Here is a 16409-nt window from a genome sequence, read left to right on the forward strand (position 1 = left end):
GGCACAGCCATATGACGCTATAGGACAGCAACGGATAGGTTTGTAGGACAAGCGGAAGTACTCCTGATATGGAGCGTGCCGCCAATGTGTAAATTCAACGTGTAAAATTGTCAGCCTGCTACTGCCGAATGCGATTTCCCACAAGTAATCGCCATAGCACCGGCAATCACACGGTTTAAAAGGAAAAAAGTCATGAGAGTCAGTCGTTATCTAAGCTTTTGGGCAGTGCTGTTGCTGACTTTGCTGCTTGTCGCGGGCGCTGCGGCTGGCAAAATGGGATGGTGGTGGGCTGTGATCCCCGGCTTGCTGACCATACTGGGAATCTGGGACATGAACCAGCGCAGCCACGCGATCCTGCGCAACTATCCGCTGATGGGGCATTTCCGTTTTCTGTTTGAAATGATCCGGCCCGAGATGCGGCAGTATTTTTTCGAGAGCGATAATGATGGCGCGCCGTTTACCCGCAAGGAACGCAGCCTGGTCTACCAACGCGCCAAAGGCGATGTCGACAGCCGGCCGTTCGGCACCGAGCTCGATGTCAAGCTGCGCGGCTACGAGTGGGTCGGCCATTCGCTGGCGCCCACCGTCCTCGCCAGCCACGACTTCCGCGTGACTGTCGGCGCCGAGCGCGCTCAGCCGTATTCGATGTCTGTTTTCAATGTTTCCGCGATGAGCTTCGGCGCATTGTCGGCCAATGCGATTCGCGCACTCAATCGCGGCGCCAAGAAAGGCGGCTTCGCACACGATACCGGCGAAGGCTCGATCTCGCCTTATCATCGCGAATTCGGCGGCGACCTGCTGTGGCAAATCGCCTCTGGCTACTTCGGCTGCCGCAATGGCGACGGCAGCTTCAACGAAGAAAAATTCGTGGAGCAAGCCACTTCGCCGCAAGTCAAGATGATCACCGTCAAACTTTCACAAGGCGCCAAACCCGGCCACGGCGGCGTCCTTCCTGCCGCCAAGATCACGCCGGAAATATCGGCAACGCGCGGTGTGCCGATGGGAGTCGATTGCATCTCGCCTGCCACCCATTCGTCATTTTCAAATCCTATCGGCTTGCTGGAATTCATCCAGAAACTGCGTACGCTGTCGGGTGACAAACCGGTTGGGTTCAAGCTTTGCGTCGGCCATCCCTGGGAATTTTTCGGGATTGTAAAAGCCATGCTGCAAACCGGCATCCTGCCGGACTTCATTGTGGTGGATGGCTCGGAAGGCGGCACTGGCGCTGCGCCGCTGGAGTTTGTCGATCACGTCGGCATGCCTTTGCAGGAAGGCTTGCTGTTGGTGCATAACACCTTGCTCGGCGCCGGACTGCGCGACCGCATCAAGATCGGCGCCAGCGGCAAAGTGATTACAGCATTCGACCTCGCTCGCACACTGGCGATCGGCGCCGACTGGTGCAACTCGGCGCGCGGCTTCATGTTTTCGCTGGGCTGCATCCAGTCGCAAAGCTGCCATACCGACCGTTGTCCAACCGGCGTCGCCACCCAGGATATCGGTCGCCAAAAGGCACTGGTGGTACCGGACAAAGCCGAGCGCGTGTATCGCTTCCATGAAAGCACTCTGCACGCCTTGCAAGAACTGGTGCAAGCCGCCGGCTTGCCGCACGCCTCTGCGCTACGCGCGCACCACATCGTGCGCCGCACTTCGGACCATGAAGTGAAACTGATGTCTGATTTGCTGCCTTACCTGCAAGTGGGAGATTTGCTGAATCAGAAATACCGCTTTCCGGTATTTGAAAAATACTGGCCGATCTCGCGCGCGGAAAGTTTTCATCCTACTGCGCCGATCAAAACCGGCGTCTGATAAAAAAAGCCAGGGCTCTCGCGACCCCTGGCTTTTTACTGTTTCTGCCATTATTTCAGGCCTCGGCATCCGGTTGATTTTGCGGCGCTGCCTTGATAAAGGCATCCAGTTCCTGGCAGTTCTGGTAAATGCCCATCAAGGTCGGGATCGCAGACAAATCGCATTTCAGGCGCTGCGCATTGAAAATCTGCGGCACCAGACAGCAATCGGCCAGCGTCGGCGTATCGCCGAAACAAAACTTGCCTGGCCGGCTGTCCCTGGCCAGCGTAACTTCCAGCGCCGCCAAACCGCTTTCGCACCAATGACGATACCAGGCGTTCTTGGCATTCTCGTCGACCTTCAGTTCGTGCACCAGATAACGCAACACGCGCAGGTTATTCACCGGATGGATGTCGCAGGCAATCGACAGGCCGATGCTGCGCACAAAAGCGCGATCCAGCGCTGTCGACGGCAGCAAGGCAGGCGCAGGCTGGACTTCTTCCAGATACTCCATGATTGCCAATGACTGGGTCAATGCAACCTGGCTGCCGGCAGCATCCTCATCAACCAAGGTCGGCACCAGGCCATCGCTATTCAAGGTCCGGTACATCTGGCTCAGTTGCTCGCCGCCGTGCTTCAGCAAATGGACCGGCACGATATCGTAGGGCATGCCTTTCAAATTCAAGGCAATCCGTACGCGATAAGCGGCGGAACTTCGGAAATAGCTATACAGTTTCATCGGTGTATCTCGAATCTCAACTTAAGGTTTAATGTCGACATCAAACCAGGCGCACTCGCAGATCGCCGACGCCCGCTATCGATCCTTCCAGCAGATCGCCTTTACCCACTGCAGCAACGCCAGCCGGGGTGCCGGTAAAAATCAGATCGCCAGCCTGCAATTCAAAGTAGGCGGACAACTGCTCGATGGTCTCGGCGATGTTCCAGATCATCTGGTTGATGTCGCCTTGCTGGCGCAACGTGCCATTCACATTCAAATGGATATCGCCCTGGTCGATGACGCCGCTGGCGCCGGCAGGATGGAGATGGGAAATCGGGGCGGAGTAATCGAAACCTTTGCCGGTACACCATGGCCGTCCGAGTTTCTTGGCCTCGCCCTGCAAATCGCGGCGGGTCATGTCGAGCCCGACGGCATAACCCCAGATATGCTTGATGGCTTCCGCTGCCGGAATATTCTTGCCGCCGGTAGACAGTGCTACCACCAACTCGATTTCATGATGCAGATCCTGGGTCATGGACGGGTAAGGCATCTCGCCCACGGTCCCGTGCGCAACCGGCAGCACGGCATCGGCCGGCTTCATGAAAAAAAACGGCGCTTCGCGGCCGCTGCTGCCCATTTCCTTGGCATGCTCGGCATAGTTGCGGCCGACGCAATAAATCCGATGCACCGGAAACAATTGATCGCTGCCTGCGATGGGGGCCGCTGCTACCGGCTTAGGTGGGAAAACGAATTGCATGGAAGCTCCTTTTTCAATACCGCCGAAAATACTGCCGGGAATATTGTTCAATCCCCGACAGCGAACAAGTCTTAAATACCATTCTTACCAAGATACAGTCCAAGGCGACGCACCGCTTCTTGCAGGTTTTCCATCGACGTGGCGTATGACAAGCGAATATAGTGCTGCGCCGTGTACGGACCGAAATCCAGGCCGGAAACCATGCTGACGCCGACCTGGTTCAACACATCCTTGACCAGCGTGTCTGCGTCGCCGCCATTCTTAAGCAAGGCGCTGCAATCGGCATACACATAGAATGCGCCGTCCGGCATCACCGGCACCTTGAAACCCAGTTCGACCAGGGCTGGCACCAGATAATCGCGGCGCCGCTTGAATTCGCTCTTGCGTGTTTCGTACAAGGCCAGCGAGTCAGGCTCAAAACAGGCCAGCGCCGCATGCTGGGCGATCGCCGAAGGGCAGATGAACAGGTTCTGCGCGAGTTTTTCAATCGGCGCCACCAATGATTCCGGCACCACCATCCAGCCCAGACGCCAGCCGGTCATATTGAAATATTTGGAGAAACTGTTGATGACGATAATGTCGTCAGCCAGCGACAGCGCCGAAAACGGTTCGCCGTCGTAAGTCAGTCCTTGATAAATTTCATCGACAATCGAAAAGCCGCCTTTGCCGCGCACAGTGGCGATGATCTTGGCCAGTTCGCTGTGCAGGATCGAGGTGCCGGTAGGGTTGGACGGCGACGCCAGCAGCACGCCGCGCGTATTTTCGCCCCAGTGCTGGCACACCATTTCATCGGATAATTGAAAACGCTGGTCCGGACCGCTGGCAATCATTTTTGCCTCCCCGTCGAACGCAGCGACGAAGTGACGATTGCAAGGGTAGGATGGATCCGGCATCAACACTTCGCTGCCTTTTTCCACCAATGCAGCGCAAGCCAGCAGCAGTGCGGCCGAGGCGCCGGCGGTGACGATAATCCGTTGAGGGGCGATATCCAGGCCGAATGCCTGGCGATAATGGGTAGAGATTGCTGCCCGCAGCGCCGGCAAGCCGGTCGCCGAAGTGTATTGCATCTTGCCATCGGCCATGGCCCTGGCGGCAGCTTCGATCACCAGCGGCGCCGCTGTGAAATCGGGCTCGCCGATACCCATGTGAATGATATGGCGGCCTTGCTGCTCCAATGCCGCGGCCATTTTTGCCAACTCCATCACATGAAACGGTGCGATGTTGTCGAGACGTGAAGCCAGATGCGAGAATGTCATGAACACTTTTCCGAATAGCGAAGCGTATCCGATTACTGGAACCACGCCTCACCTGAAACACGGGACCGGTATCGATGCACAAGCCGATCGCACCGTCCGCCTCCCGCCTACATTGATTGCTGACTCAGGATTTCTTGCCGGCGCCGATTTCGGTCGCGCGTGCCTTGGCGGCAAACTTGTCCAGCACGCCATTCACGTATTTGTGGCCATCGATACCGCCGAACGATTTGGTCAGCTCCACCGCTTCGTTGATGACGACGCGGTAAGGAATCTCAACGTGATTCTGCAACTCGAAAGCGCCGATCAGCAGGGCCGCGTGTTCCACCGGCGACAACTCGCTGATCTTGCGATCGATCAACGGCTCCAGACCGGCGCGCAGTGTCGTCACATCCTTGATCGCACCATACAGCAGCGAGTTGAAATGCTCGGCATCGGCCTTGTCGAAGCCGTGCGCCTGGCGGATATTTTCGCTGATGGCGGTCACGTCTTCGTTGTTCAACAGCCATTGATACAGGCCCTGCAACGCGAATTCGCGCGCGCGGTGACGTGGCGTGCGGCTCTTGCTCGGATTGGCGTGCAAAGTTTTATTAGTCATAGTTTTTCCAGCTTGTAATTCATTCAAACACAACAATACGCGGCTAGGCATCAGAGATGCCTAGCCTGTCGCAAAAATCTTATTCTTCGCTGGTGGCTTCCGCCAGTTCTTCCAGCGCGATAGACAGATTGGCCATCTCCACTGCTACTCGCGCAGCATCGGTGCCCTTCTCTTCCATCCGGGCTTCGGCTTGCTCGTCGTTCTCGGTGGTCAATACGGCATTCGCAATCGGAATGCCGGAATCCAGGCCAACGCGCGTGATACCTGCGCCGGACTCGTTGGAGACCAGTTCGAAGTGGTAAGTCTCGCCGCGAATCACGGCGCCGATCGCAATCAGCGCGTCAAACTGCATGGTTTCTGCCATTTTCTGCAACGCCAGCGGGATTTCCAGCGCACCCGGCACGGTGACGTGCAAGATGTCTTCATCCGCCACGCCCAGATGCTTCAGCTCTGCCAGACAGGCCGAGATCAAACCGTGGCAAACATCTTCATTGAAACGGGCTTGCACAATACCGATGCGCAAATCTGCACCATCCAGATTGGTTTCGTAAATTCCGACTGTCATGGTTTTCCTCTTATGCGCACTGGGCGCTTTCTACTAATTGGTTTACAAAATAATTTACTGCATGTTGCTTCCGCTGCTAATGCAAGGATCAACGCAAAGACAATCGTGCCGTCAAGAATTCGGCTTGTTCTGGTAACCGGTAACTTCAAGGTCATACCCCGTCATCGACGGCATCTTGCGCGGGCTGGCCAGCAGTTTCATTTTACCGACGCCGAGGTCTTTCAAAATCTGTGCGCCGATGCCGTAGGTCCGCAAATCGACCCGTGGCGGCGGCGGCCTGACACCGCTGCAGGCCGCTTCCAGCGCTGCAAACTTGGCGAATATCTGGTCTGCCGACTCTTCGCAATTGAGCAACACCACCACGCCGCAAGGCGAAGCCGCAATCGCCGCCAGGGCCGACGCCATATTCCATGAATGGTTGGTGGCCTGGGTTTCCAGCAAATCCAGGATCGAGACCGGCTGATGCACCCGCACCAGCGTTTCCACGTCCGGCGAAGGCTCGCCGTGCAGCAAGGCCAGATGGGCGCCGCCACTTGGTGTGTCGCGATAAGCGATGGTCTTGAACGTGCCCTGCGCCGTGTGTGTAGTGCGTTCAGCGAGCCGTTCGACGATGCTTTCGTGCTGGCCGCGATAATGGATCAGATCGGCAATCGTGCCGACCTTCAAGCCGTGTTCCTTGGAAAATTCCAGCAAGTCAGGCAGACGCGCCATGGTGCCGTCTTCCTTGAGGATTTCGCAAATCACCGCGGCCGGCGTCAGACCCGCCATTTCAGTCAGATCGCAACCGGCTTCGGTATGCCCTGCGCGCATCAACACGCCGCCCTTGCGCGCCTTGATCGGGAAAATATGGCCTGGCTGCACGATGTCGGCCGCCTTGGCATTTGCCGCCACTGCAACCTGAATGGTGCGGGCGCGGTCAGCGGCGGAGATCCCGGTCGTGACGCCTTCGGCAGCTTCGATCGAGACCGTAAAATTGGTGCCATAGGCGGTGCCGTTACGGCTGGTCATCATGCTCAGGTTGAGCTGGTCGCAGCGCTCTTCGGTCAAAGTCAGGCATACCAGGCCGCGGGCATACTTGACCATGAAGTTGATCGCTTCCGGCGTCACAAAATCAGCGGCAAGCACCAGGTCGCCCTCGTTTTCACGATCTTCTTCGTCCACCAGAATCACCATGCGCCCGGCACGGAGTTCTGCAATGATTTCCTCTGTTGATGCAATTGACATGTTTTGCCTTGAAGATAATCAGTCGGGAAGTCGCCTGATGAGCCGACTGCATCCAACCGATATTTGCTATAAATCGTGCTATGAAAATTGTGGTTTATGGGCCATGGGCCGCTGCTAAGTAACCCCGGTAAATCAAACATAAACCAGAGGTGGCTATTTTAAAGGATTTAGCAGACTGAAAATGTTTTACGGACACCAGTTTGCGGTAGTTTCGCCTCGGTCTGGCAATACAACAACGGTGCTGGTCGGATCAAGCCGCCAATGGTTGCATGTTTGCCAATGCATTAACCAGCAACAAGGGATCACCCAACGCCAGCTTTTTCGAATCCGACAGCGCCTGCCGGAACGATTTGGCGCCCGGCACACCGGCCATCAAACCCAGCATGTGGCGGGTAATGCTATTGAGGCGCAGACCTTTGCCATCGTGACCATGCAGTGCCAGTTGCTGACGGATATAGGGCAACATGGCGTCGATTACCTCGGCTCGGGTCTTCGGCGTGGCTTCGGCATCGCCAAAATAACGGGAATCGAAATCGGCCATCAGGTAGGGATTGTGATACGCCTCGCGTCCCAGCATCACGCCATCGACATATTGCAGGTGGTAATCGATTTCCTCGGTAGTCTTGATGGCGCCGTTGATGATGATTTCCAACTCAGGGAAATCATTCGCCAGCCGGTAGGCATATTCATACTTCAGCGGCGGGATTTCGCGGTTCTCCTTCGGGCTCAGCCCTTTCAGGATAGCGTTGCGCGCATGCACGATGAACGTCTGGCAACCGGCCTCAGCCACTGTGCCGACAAAATCGCGGACAAACTCATAGGATTCAGTCTTGTCGATGCCGATTCGATGCTTGACGGTAACATCAATCGATACCGCATCGCGCATTGCCTTGACGCAATCAGCAACCAGCGTCGACTCCGCCATCAGGCAAGCGCCAAAAGCGCCCTTCTGCACCCGTTCCGACGGGCAACCGCAATTCAGGTTGATCTCATCGTAGCCCCACTCCTGCCCCAGTTTAGCGCTCTTGGCCAGGTCGGCCGGCTCGCTGCCGCCCAGTTGCAAGGCGACCGGATGCTCCACATCGTTGAAATCCAGATGGCGCGGCACATCCCCGTGCAACAAGGCGCCGGTGGTCACCATTTCGGTGTAAAGCCAAGTATGGCGGGTGATTTGACGGTGGAATACGCGGCAATGGCGGTCAGTCCAGTCCATCATGGGCGCCACGGACACGCGCCGCTTACTGTAATTCGTTGATTTCATTAGGTTCTATACTGATTTCACACACATATCGCGATGCGATTTATGCGTTATTTTGCTTGATTTCCGGATGTTTTGCCGTTGATGCACTCTAGCTGATGATCCGCTGGCGGAACCACTCTGCCAACTCCGGCTCTGTCAGCGAGCCGCCTGCGACCGCTTCCATGGTACGAATCGCGTCAATAGTTGAAAATTGCAACTTGAAGCCGTTGTCAGCAAGGAAAACACGTGCGACAACCCAAGCCGTGCGTTTGTTGCCATCACTAAAACCGTGATTCCGTGCCAGGCCATAAGCATAGGCGGCGGCGAGATCTGCTGCATCCGGTTTCGGGTTGCCGTAACCATCCAACTGCTCTGGCCGCACCAATGCCGACTCTATGGCATTTAAATCGCGTATCCCATCCAATCCACCATGCGTCGCTAATTGACTTTCGTGGACCGCATAAGCCAGATCACGTCCGATCCAACGCCATAAAGTCATTTAGCCAATGCGCGTAAAACTTCGCGGTCGTCGTGCATGATCTGCTCAGCCAATGCCATTTGCCGTTGAAAATCGGGATTGTAGGGGGTGATCCTGTATGCTCCGTCAGGAGCCTCAGTCAAATAGAGCGTATCGCCCTTCTGCACATTCAGCCTGGCTTTTGCTTCCTTATTCAGGATAAAACCTTCTGATGAACCGACAGTGGTTACTTTAAACGTCAGCATGCTAACCTCCTGATATATAACAAATATTATATACCAATCCGTCCACCTTGAGCATTTGGCAGCGTCAATTTCGCCTCCAAACCTCCCTCCGGACGCTGCAACAATTCAAAAGCGCCGCCGAAACGCTCCGTAATAGCGGCAACGATAGACAGACCCAGTCCGCTCCCCTGTCCCGAGCCGCGCCGCCAGAAACGCTGCGTCACCATCTCAAGCTCCTTGATACTCAGACCCGGCCCATGGTCGCGTACGCGGAACACGCTGGTTGTTCCGGTCGATTGCAGTTCCAGGGTGACGCCTTGCCTGACACCTTGTTCCACCGACGTATGGCGTAGCGCGTTATCGAGCAGATTGCGCAGCGCAGTGACTGCCAGCGCCTGTGGCAAGGCAAGCTGACTGGCGTTGCCATCACTGCTGAAAACGATACGCCCGGGCGCGTCTGCCGTGGCGTCGCGTATTGCCAGCTGCGCCACTTGTCCGGCGTCGGTGAGATTGCCGTCATCCCAGGAAAACGGCCCTTCGATTTGCGACAATGTCAGCAGCTGGGTCAGCGTGCGCTGCAGCCGCGCGACGCCTTCCTCTGCATAATCCATTGCCAGCGCGGCATCCTGCCCATGGGTGATGCGCGCCACTTGCAAATGCGTCTTGATGGCGGTCAGCGGCGTCCGTAGTTCATGCGCGGCATCGCTGGTGAAGCGGCGCTCGCGGCTGATGGTCACATTCATTCGCTGCAACAGTTGGTTCAAGGTATTCACCAGCGGCAGCAGGTCGCGCGACATGGCTGTTACCGGAATTGGCGTCAGCACTTCCGGCGCCCGGCTGGCTAACGCCTGCCGCAGTCGTTCCAGCGGCAACAAACCATTTCGCACACCGAACCAAAGCACGATCAGGCTGCCTATCATGGCGACTAAAAAAGGCACTACTGCTGCCATCGTCACGTTATGCAGCAACGAATTGCGTTCCGCCAGGCGATCGGCGGTGGTCACCCGCAAACCGTCGGCTTCAAAGGTATAGCTGCGCCAGCGTTCACCTTTGATGCTGCGCTCGGAATAACCGGGAACCACCGCTGCCACGGCTTCCAGTGTGGCGCCAGGGGTACGCGCAATCACTTCACCACGCAAGGAGGTAATCTGGCAATCGAAACTTTTGGCCATGGGCGGCATCTTCATGGTCGACACGCCCTGCTTGCCGTTGCGCCCATCCCATGCGGCGGGATTCTGCGACATCAGCCCGGCCACCATTTGCGCCGACATCGCCAGCCGCTGATCCAGGGTGCGATGCACTTCTTCATCCAGGCTGCGCAGCATCCAGATCGCTACCGCTCCCCACAGCAAGCTCAGCGAGACGCCTATCATCAGCAGCAACCGCAGGCGCAGGCTCATGGATTCACCGTGGCAATCCGGTAGCCTAAGCCGCGTACCGTTTCGATCAGGTCGGCGCCAAGCTTGCGCCGCAAATGATGGATATGCACGTTGAGGGCATTGCTTTCGATCTCTTCATTGAAATGATAGAGACTGTCTTTCAACTGATCGGCATTCAGGATGCGTCCGCACGCCTGCAGTAGCGCCGCCAGCAGAGCCAGTTCGCGGCGCGACAAGATAACCGCCTGTCCGTCCAGCCAGACTTCCCCGCTGGCGGGGTCGAGGCGCAAAGGGCCGCGTTCGATGATGTCGACGCTGCGCCCTGCGGCGCGGCGCAGCAAGGCATGCAGGCGAGCCACCAGCTCATTGAGATCGAATGGCTTGAGCAAGTAGTCATCGGCGCCGGCACGCAAGCCGGCCACCCTGTCTTCGACCGCGTCGCGCGCAGTCAATATCAGTACCGGCAACGCCATGCCCGCCGCCCGCAAGCGATGCAGCAAGCTCATGCCGTCTTCATCCGGCAATCCAAGATCGAGGATGATCACATCACAATGCGAGGTCGCCAGCGCCGCTTCCGCCTGGGCCGCGCTGCCCACTTTATCGGCGGTCAGGCCGTGCGCACGCAATCCGGCCAAGATGCCGTGCGCAATCGATTCATCGTCTTCTACCAGCAATACACGCATAGTTCTCTCTCCATGCCGGGAAGTATTTCATCGTTAGATTATCGCATCGTTAACACTGTGTTAATCCGCCGACGCGAAAATGTGCGCTTATCTTGATTTAAGGGTGCTTATGTTACATCTGCTGTTACGACTGCTACGGTTCTTACCGGCACTACTGCTGCTACCGCTGCTATGGTGGCTACCGGCGCACGCCAGCGACGATTTTTTGCCGCCTGACCAGGCGTTCAAGCTGAGCGTGACGCAAGCGGAACAAGGGCAAGTCCGTCTGAACTGGCATGTCAGCCAGGGTTACTACCTGTATCGCAAACAGATGAAGATAGAAGCCGATCCGCCTGGCAGCGTGCAACACGTTGAATTTCCCGCTGGGACGATCAAGAACGATGAGTTCTTCGGCGAAAGCGAGGTTTATCACAACAGTGTGGAAGTGTTGGTGACCGCACCTGACGCCCATGCACTGATCATCGGCTGGCAGGGTTGCGCGGACGCGGGCCTGTGCTATCCACCGCAAACCCGCCGCATAGAACTGACCGAAGCGGCACTGCCGCTTGCCGCAAGCGACAACGCTACGACTCAGCCGATAGCCGCGCTTGGCGACGACCAAAGCCTGGCTGATCGCTTGTCGCAGGCGAATCTAGCCTGGATGCTGCTGGTGTTTTTCGGCCTCGGCTTGCTGATGACTTTCACGCCTTGCGTGCTGCCGATGATCCCGATCCTGTCCAGCCTGATCGCCGGCAGCGGAGCAAGTCCCAAGCGCGGCTTTGTCTTGTCGCTGGCTTTCGTGCTGCCGATGGCGCTGACTTACGCCGTACTGGGCGCCGCCGCCGCGCTGGCTGGCGCCAATTTGCAAGCAATGCTGCAGAATCCCTGGGTGCTCGGCATATTCGGCCTGGTTTTTGTGGCGCTGGCGTTGGCGATGTTCGGTTTTTACGAACTACAGTTGCCGTCTTTTCTGCGCAACCGCCTCGATCACGCCAGCCAGGGCCAGCGCGGCGGCACCGTGCCTGGTGCTGCAGCGATGGGGGTAGTGTCGGCGTTGCTGGTGGGCCCGTGCATGACCGCGCCGCTGGCCGGCGCCCTTTTGTATATCGGCGATACCGGTGACGTTGTCAGCGGTGGCCTGGCGCTGTTGTTCATGGGACTAGGCATGGGCGTGCCGCTGCTGCTGGTGGGAACAATGGGCGCAAAACTCTTGCCGCGTCCTGGCATCTGGATGGACCGGGTTAAAGTCCTGTTCGGTTTTATCTTGCTCGGCACCGCCATCTGGTTTGCAGCGCGTGTGTTGCCGGCGACCTTGGTGTTAGGCCTGTGGGGCGCCTTGCTATTGGTAATCGCACTCAGTTTGCTGGTACTGGCGCATAAACTGACGGCCGACCGCAGCCGTTTGCTGGCACGTTTCCCTGCACTGCTGCTCGGACTGTGGGGCGCGGTCATGATCATCGGTGCGGCGGCTGGCGCACACGATCCCTGGCAACCCCTGGCATTTGCAGCGCGTCCGGCTGTCACTGCCCAGGCTGCCGGCACACATGATTTCATGGCGCGTTTTAGTCCCGTGAAGACACCGCAACAACTTGCAGATGGTGTCGCTGCCGCCGGCCAACGCGGTCAATGGACCCTGGTGGATTTCTACGCAGACTGGTGCGTGTCGTGCAAGGTCATCGAGCGCGACGTCTTCAGTGATCCGCGTGTGCAGCAAGTGTTAGCCGGCATGCAGTTGCTGCGTCCCGATATCACCGCAAACAATGCGGATGACCTGGCGATGCTGCGCGCCTATCAGGCATTCGGCGCGCCGACCATGCTGCTGATCGGCCCGGATGGCGAAGAACATCGCGCCGAACGAATCATCGGCGAACTGAGTGCTGATGAATTCCTTGCCCGTGTCGCGCGGGCGCAGAAAAATACTTGACCATGCTGACCATCAAACTGGGGGGCTTAGCCCTACCCGTGCACCAGTTCATGCTGATCGTATCGGTACTGGTGGCATACGGCGTAAGTTACCTGATCGGACGGAAGTTGAAAACCGCAAGCCTGGGTAACCTTTTGTCGGACATGCTGATCGCAGCACTGCTGGCGGCGCGCCTGGTTTTCGTTGTCACCTGGTTCGAGCTTTACCGCGCCGCACCTTGGTCGATGATCGATATCCGTGACGGTGGTTTCACACCGTGGGCCGGAATCCTGGCCCCGTTACTGATCGCAATCTGGCGCGGCTGGCGCAATGCGGCAATACGCAAGCCGTTGATTATTGTGTTGGCGGCGGGAGCGCTGGCATGGGGCGCAATGTTCGGGACCCGGCATTTCTTGCAAGGCGAGCCGGCAATGCTGCCGATAGTGCCACTGACTACGCTTGCGGGTGAGCAGACCGGACTTTCCGGGCTAGCTGGCGGCAAACCCATGGTAGTCAATTTGTGGGCCAGCTGGTGTCCGCCCTGCCATCGCGAGATGCCGCTGCTCGCCGCCGAGCAGAAACGCCAATCCGACGTCGCCTATGTGTTTGTCAATCAAGGCGAGGACCAGGCCGTAGTCCAGCGCTACCTGAGCGACAGCCGGTTTGACTTATCGAATGTTCTGCTCGATCGCGACGCCGGCCTCGGCAAAGCAGTCGGCTCGATGGCGCTGCCGACCACCCTGTTCTATGACCGCGAAGGACGCCTGGTCGATACGCATCTGGGTGAGCTGTCGGCGGCTTCGCTGGCCAATAAATTAAAGCAAATACATTAACTCATCAACTTATCAAAACAGGAACAACCATGATCAAGCATCCATTTATTTTAGCCGCGGCTTTATCCGCAGCAGTTGGAACCGCCCTGGCTGCACCAGCCGCAAACTGGCCGGCGCCGGTCAAGGCTCTGGAAACACAAGGAGTGGAAGTAATGGGACGCTTTGATGCACCGGGCGGGCTGCAAGGTTATGCCGCCGTGATGCAGCAAAAACCGCTGGCGATCTACGTGACCGCAGACGGCAAACAGGCAATCGTCGGCACCATGCTGGATGCCAAAGGCGCTAACCTGAGTGAAGCGCCGCTGGAGAAACTGGTCAGCAAGCCGATGACGGAAAAAACCTGGGCTCAACTTGAAAAGAGCAGCTGGATTGCAGATGGCAGCAAGAATGCAAAACGCGTCGTCTATACCTTTACCGATCCGAACTGCCCCTACTGCAATAAATTCTGGAACGACGCCCGGCCTTGGATCAAGGGCGGCAACGTGCAAATTCGCCATATCATGGTCGGTATTATCAAAGACACCAGCGCCGGCAAGGCAGCCGCCCTGCTCACCGCCAAAGATCAGCAAGCTGCCCTGACCCTGCACGAACGGCAACATGCCAACGGCGGCATCAAACCTCTTGAACAGATTCCGAAAAATATCCGCACACAGCTCGACAACAATCAAAAGTTGATGCAGCAACTGGGCTTTTTTGCCACGCCGACTGTTTTCTACAAAGATGCCAGTGGAGTTCTGCAGACCGCACAAGGCGCGCCACGGGCAGACATGCTCAACACGATTCTTGGCCAGCGCTGAGTCTGACAAGTCGCTGCCTGAAAGTAAAAAACCCGCCGATCCGTGAGTTTTTAAACTCACTAATCGACGGGTTTTTTGTGTCCGGAACAAATAGTCCGGACCGCAGAATATTGCTTTACCCTCAGACTTACGCGTCGCGCGAAGCCTTTTTACGCTCGTGTTCTTTCAGGTAACGCTTACGCAGGCGAATGCTCTTCGGTGTGACTTCAACCAGTTCGTCGTCGTCGATGAATTCAACTGCATATTCCAGCGACATTTCGATTGGCGGCACCAGGCGCACCGCTTCGTCGGTACCCGACGAACGGACGTTGGTCAATTGCTTGCCCTTGATCGGGTTGACGACCAGATCGTTGTCACGCGAGTGAATACCGATGATCATGCCTTCGTAGACCGGGTCATTGTGGCTGACGAACATACGGCCGCGATCTTGCAGTTTCCAGATAGCGTAGGCGACAGCTGCGCCGTCATCCTGCGAAATCAGCACGCCGTTACGACGGCCACCGAGCTCGCCCTTGGAGACGTCAACCGGTGCGTATTCGTCGAACACGTGGCTCATCAAGCCGGTGCCGCGGGTCAGGGTCATGAATTCGCCCTGGAAGCCGATCAGGCCGCGTGCCGGGATGCGGTACTCGAGACGCACACGTCCTTTGCCGTCCGGTTCCATGTTTTGCAGGTCGCCACGACGACGGCCGAGTTCTTCCATGACGCCGCCCTGATTGGTTTCTTCAACGTCGACAGTCAGGTTTTCGTATGGTTCCTGACGTACGCCATCAACCATCTTGAACACCACGCGTGGACGCGAAACGGCCAGCTCGTAGCCTTCGCGACGCATGTTTTCGATCAGGATGGTCAGGTGCAATTCGCCACGGCCCGACACTTCGTATGTCGAGTCATCGCCTTCAGCCTGTACCACGCGCAATGCCATGTTGGCTTTCAGTTCGCGGTCCAGACGGTCCTTGATCTGACGTGTAGTCACGAACTTGCCTTCGCGGCCAGCCAGCGGCGAGTTGTTGACCATGAAGTTCATGGTCAGTGTCGGTTCATCGACCTTCAACATCGGCAAGCCGTCCGGATGGTCCGGTGCGCAGATGGTGGAGCCGATGCTGATTTCTTCAATACCGTTGATCAGCACGATGTCGCCAGCCAGCGCTTCGTCTGCCAACACGCGGTCCAGGCCGCGGAAAGTCAGTACCTGGTTGATGCGGGCCTTGGTCGGCTTGTCGTCCGGGCCGTTCATCCAGACCACGTCCTGCAAGGCTTTGACTTTACCGCGCAGGATACGGCCAACGCCGATCTTGCCGACGTAGGAAGAGTATTCCAGCGAAGTGATTTGCAGTTGCAGCGGGCCGTTAGGATCATCTTCACGCGCAGGAACGTGCTTCAGGATAGCGTCGAACAAAGGTTCCATGTTGCCGTCGCGGACGGTATCTTCCAGACCTGCATAGCCTTTGAAGCCCGATGCGTAAATGATCGGGAAATCCAGTTGCTCGTCGGTTGCGCCGAGTTTGTCGAACAGTTCGAAAGTCGCGTTCACAGCCTTTTGCGGGTCTGCATTTTCGCGGTCGATCTTGTTTACGACAACGATCGGCTTCAAGCCCAGCGCCAGCGCTTTACGTGTCACGAAACGCGTTTGCGGCATCGGACCTTCTTGCGCATCGACCAGCAGCAAAACACTGTCAACCATCGACAGTACGCGCTCTACCTCGCCACCGAAGTCGGCATGGCCTGGGGTATCGACGATGTTGATGTGCGTGCCTTTGTATTCGACTGCGCAGTTCTTCGACAGAATCGTGATGCCACGTTCTTTTTCAATATCGTTCGAATCCATCACGCGTGCATCGACGTGCTGGTTGTCACGGAAAGTACCGGATTGACGCAACAATTGGTCAACCAGTGTGGTCTTGCCGTGGTCAACGTGGGCAATGATGGCAATGTTGCGGATAGCGCGAGGTGTGTTTGACATGGTCAGTTTGGAGATTGGAGAACTTAGTAA

Annotated in this window: 16 protein-coding genes; 4 read left to right on the forward strand and 12 right to left on the reverse strand. The window is 57.2% G+C overall.

What is annotated here, in order from left to right:
• The first annotated feature begins 192 nt into the window (after positions 1-192).
• Positions 193-1806 carry an FMN-binding glutamate synthase family protein gene (locus tag BM029_RS11875; RefSeq protein WP_092436234.1) on the forward strand — a complete coding sequence of 538 codons (1614 nt, stop codon included), beginning with the start codon at positions 193-195 and terminating at the stop codon, positions 1804-1806.
• Between the two features lie 55 nt (positions 1807-1861).
• On the opposite strand, the gene maiA is transcribed toward BM029_RS11875, so the two are convergent.
• From maiA to BM029_RS11930, 11 genes are all read right to left on the reverse strand, one after another.
• Entirely contained in the window at positions 1862-2524 is a 663-nt protein-coding gene (gene maiA, locus BM029_RS11880; RefSeq protein ID WP_092436236.1) for a maleylacetoacetate isomerase, read from the reverse strand.
• A 40-nt stretch (positions 2525-2564) separates the two neighbouring features.
• Complete coding sequence (locus tag BM029_RS11885) at positions 2565-3260, reverse strand: fumarylacetoacetate hydrolase family protein (RefSeq protein ID WP_092436238.1); 696 nt, start codon at positions 3258-3260, stop codon at positions 2565-2567.
• 71 nt (positions 3261-3331) lie between these two features.
• A complete protein-coding gene (locus BM029_RS11890; RefSeq protein ID WP_092436240.1) occupies positions 3332-4516 on the reverse strand; it encodes a pyridoxal phosphate-dependent aminotransferase in 1185 nt (394 codons plus the stop codon).
• Positions 4517-4640: 124 nt separating this feature from the next.
• A complete protein-coding gene (nusB, locus tag BM029_RS11895) occupies positions 4641-5111 on the reverse strand; it encodes a transcription antitermination factor NusB (RefSeq protein WP_092416960.1) in 471 nt (156 codons plus the stop codon).
• Between the two features lie 79 nt (positions 5112-5190).
• The gene (ribH, locus tag BM029_RS11900; RefSeq protein ID WP_092359534.1) at positions 5191-5676 is read right to left on the reverse strand and encodes a 6,7-dimethyl-8-ribityllumazine synthase; all 486 of its coding nucleotides are present in this window, start codon (positions 5674-5676) and stop codon (positions 5191-5193) included.
• A gap of 111 nt (positions 5677-5787) precedes the next feature.
• The gene (ribBA, locus tag BM029_RS11905; protein ID WP_092436242.1) at positions 5788-6900 is read right to left on the reverse strand and encodes a bifunctional 3,4-dihydroxy-2-butanone-4-phosphate synthase/GTP cyclohydrolase II; all 1113 of its coding nucleotides are present in this window, start codon (positions 6898-6900) and stop codon (positions 5788-5790) included.
• Positions 6901-7150: 250 nt separating this feature from the next.
• Positions 7151-8161 carry a tRNA dihydrouridine(20/20a) synthase DusA gene (dusA, locus tag BM029_RS11910; RefSeq protein WP_092436243.1) on the reverse strand — a complete coding sequence of 337 codons (1011 nt, stop codon included), beginning with the start codon at positions 8159-8161 and terminating at the stop codon, positions 7151-7153.
• 88 nt (positions 8162-8249) lie between these two features.
• Positions 8250-8639: a type II toxin-antitoxin system death-on-curing family toxin gene (locus tag BM029_RS11915; RefSeq protein ID WP_092436245.1), complete on the reverse strand. Its 390-nt coding sequence runs from the start codon at positions 8637-8639 to the stop codon at positions 8250-8252.
• On the reverse strand, positions 8636-8863 hold the full coding sequence (locus tag BM029_RS11920) for an AbrB/MazE/SpoVT family DNA-binding domain-containing protein (RefSeq protein ID WP_092436247.1): 228 nt from the start codon (positions 8861-8863) through the stop codon (positions 8636-8638). Before BM029_RS11920 ends, BM029_RS11915 begins: the two co-directional genes overlap by 4 nt.
• A gap of 26 nt (positions 8864-8889) precedes the next feature.
• Complete coding sequence (locus BM029_RS11925) at positions 8890-10242, reverse strand: ATP-binding protein (RefSeq protein WP_092436249.1); 1353 nt, start codon at positions 10240-10242, stop codon at positions 8890-8892.
• Positions 10239-10904, reverse strand: coding sequence for a response regulator (locus BM029_RS11930; protein WP_092436251.1), 666 nt, complete (start codon positions 10902-10904; stop codon positions 10239-10241). Before BM029_RS11930 ends, BM029_RS11925 begins: the two co-directional genes overlap by 4 nt.
• Positions 10905-11013: 109 nt before the next feature.
• Between BM029_RS11930 and dsbD the strand changes: the two genes are divergently transcribed.
• The 3 genes from dsbD to dsbG are packed head-to-tail and all read left to right on the forward strand — an operon-like array spanning position 11014 to position 14416.
• Positions 11014-12807, forward strand: coding sequence for a protein-disulfide reductase DsbD (gene dsbD, locus BM029_RS11935; RefSeq protein WP_170851053.1), 1794 nt, complete (start codon positions 11014-11016; stop codon positions 12805-12807).
• 2 nt (positions 12808-12809) lie between these two features.
• Positions 12810-13619 (forward strand): TlpA family protein disulfide reductase, encoded by an 810-nt coding sequence (locus BM029_RS11940; RefSeq protein WP_092436254.1) that lies wholly within the window; start codon positions 12810-12812, stop codon positions 13617-13619.
• A 29-nt stretch (positions 13620-13648) separates the two neighbouring features.
• Positions 13649-14416, forward strand: a complete 768-nt coding sequence (dsbG, locus tag BM029_RS11945; RefSeq protein WP_092436256.1) for a thiol:disulfide interchange protein DsbG — start codon at positions 13649-13651, stop codon at positions 14414-14416.
• 127 nt (positions 14417-14543) lie between these two features.
• Here dsbG and typA read toward each other — a convergent pair whose 3' ends face one another.
• A complete protein-coding gene (gene typA / locus BM029_RS11950; protein WP_092436258.1) occupies positions 14544-16379 on the reverse strand; it encodes a translational GTPase TypA in 1836 nt (611 codons plus the stop codon).
• Between the last annotated feature and the right edge of the window lie 30 nt (positions 16380-16409).

Origin of the sequence: Collimonas sp. OK607, assembly GCF_900111995.1 — a bacterium.
Classification (GTDB): Bacteria; Pseudomonadota; Gammaproteobacteria; order Burkholderiales; family Burkholderiaceae_D; genus Collimonas.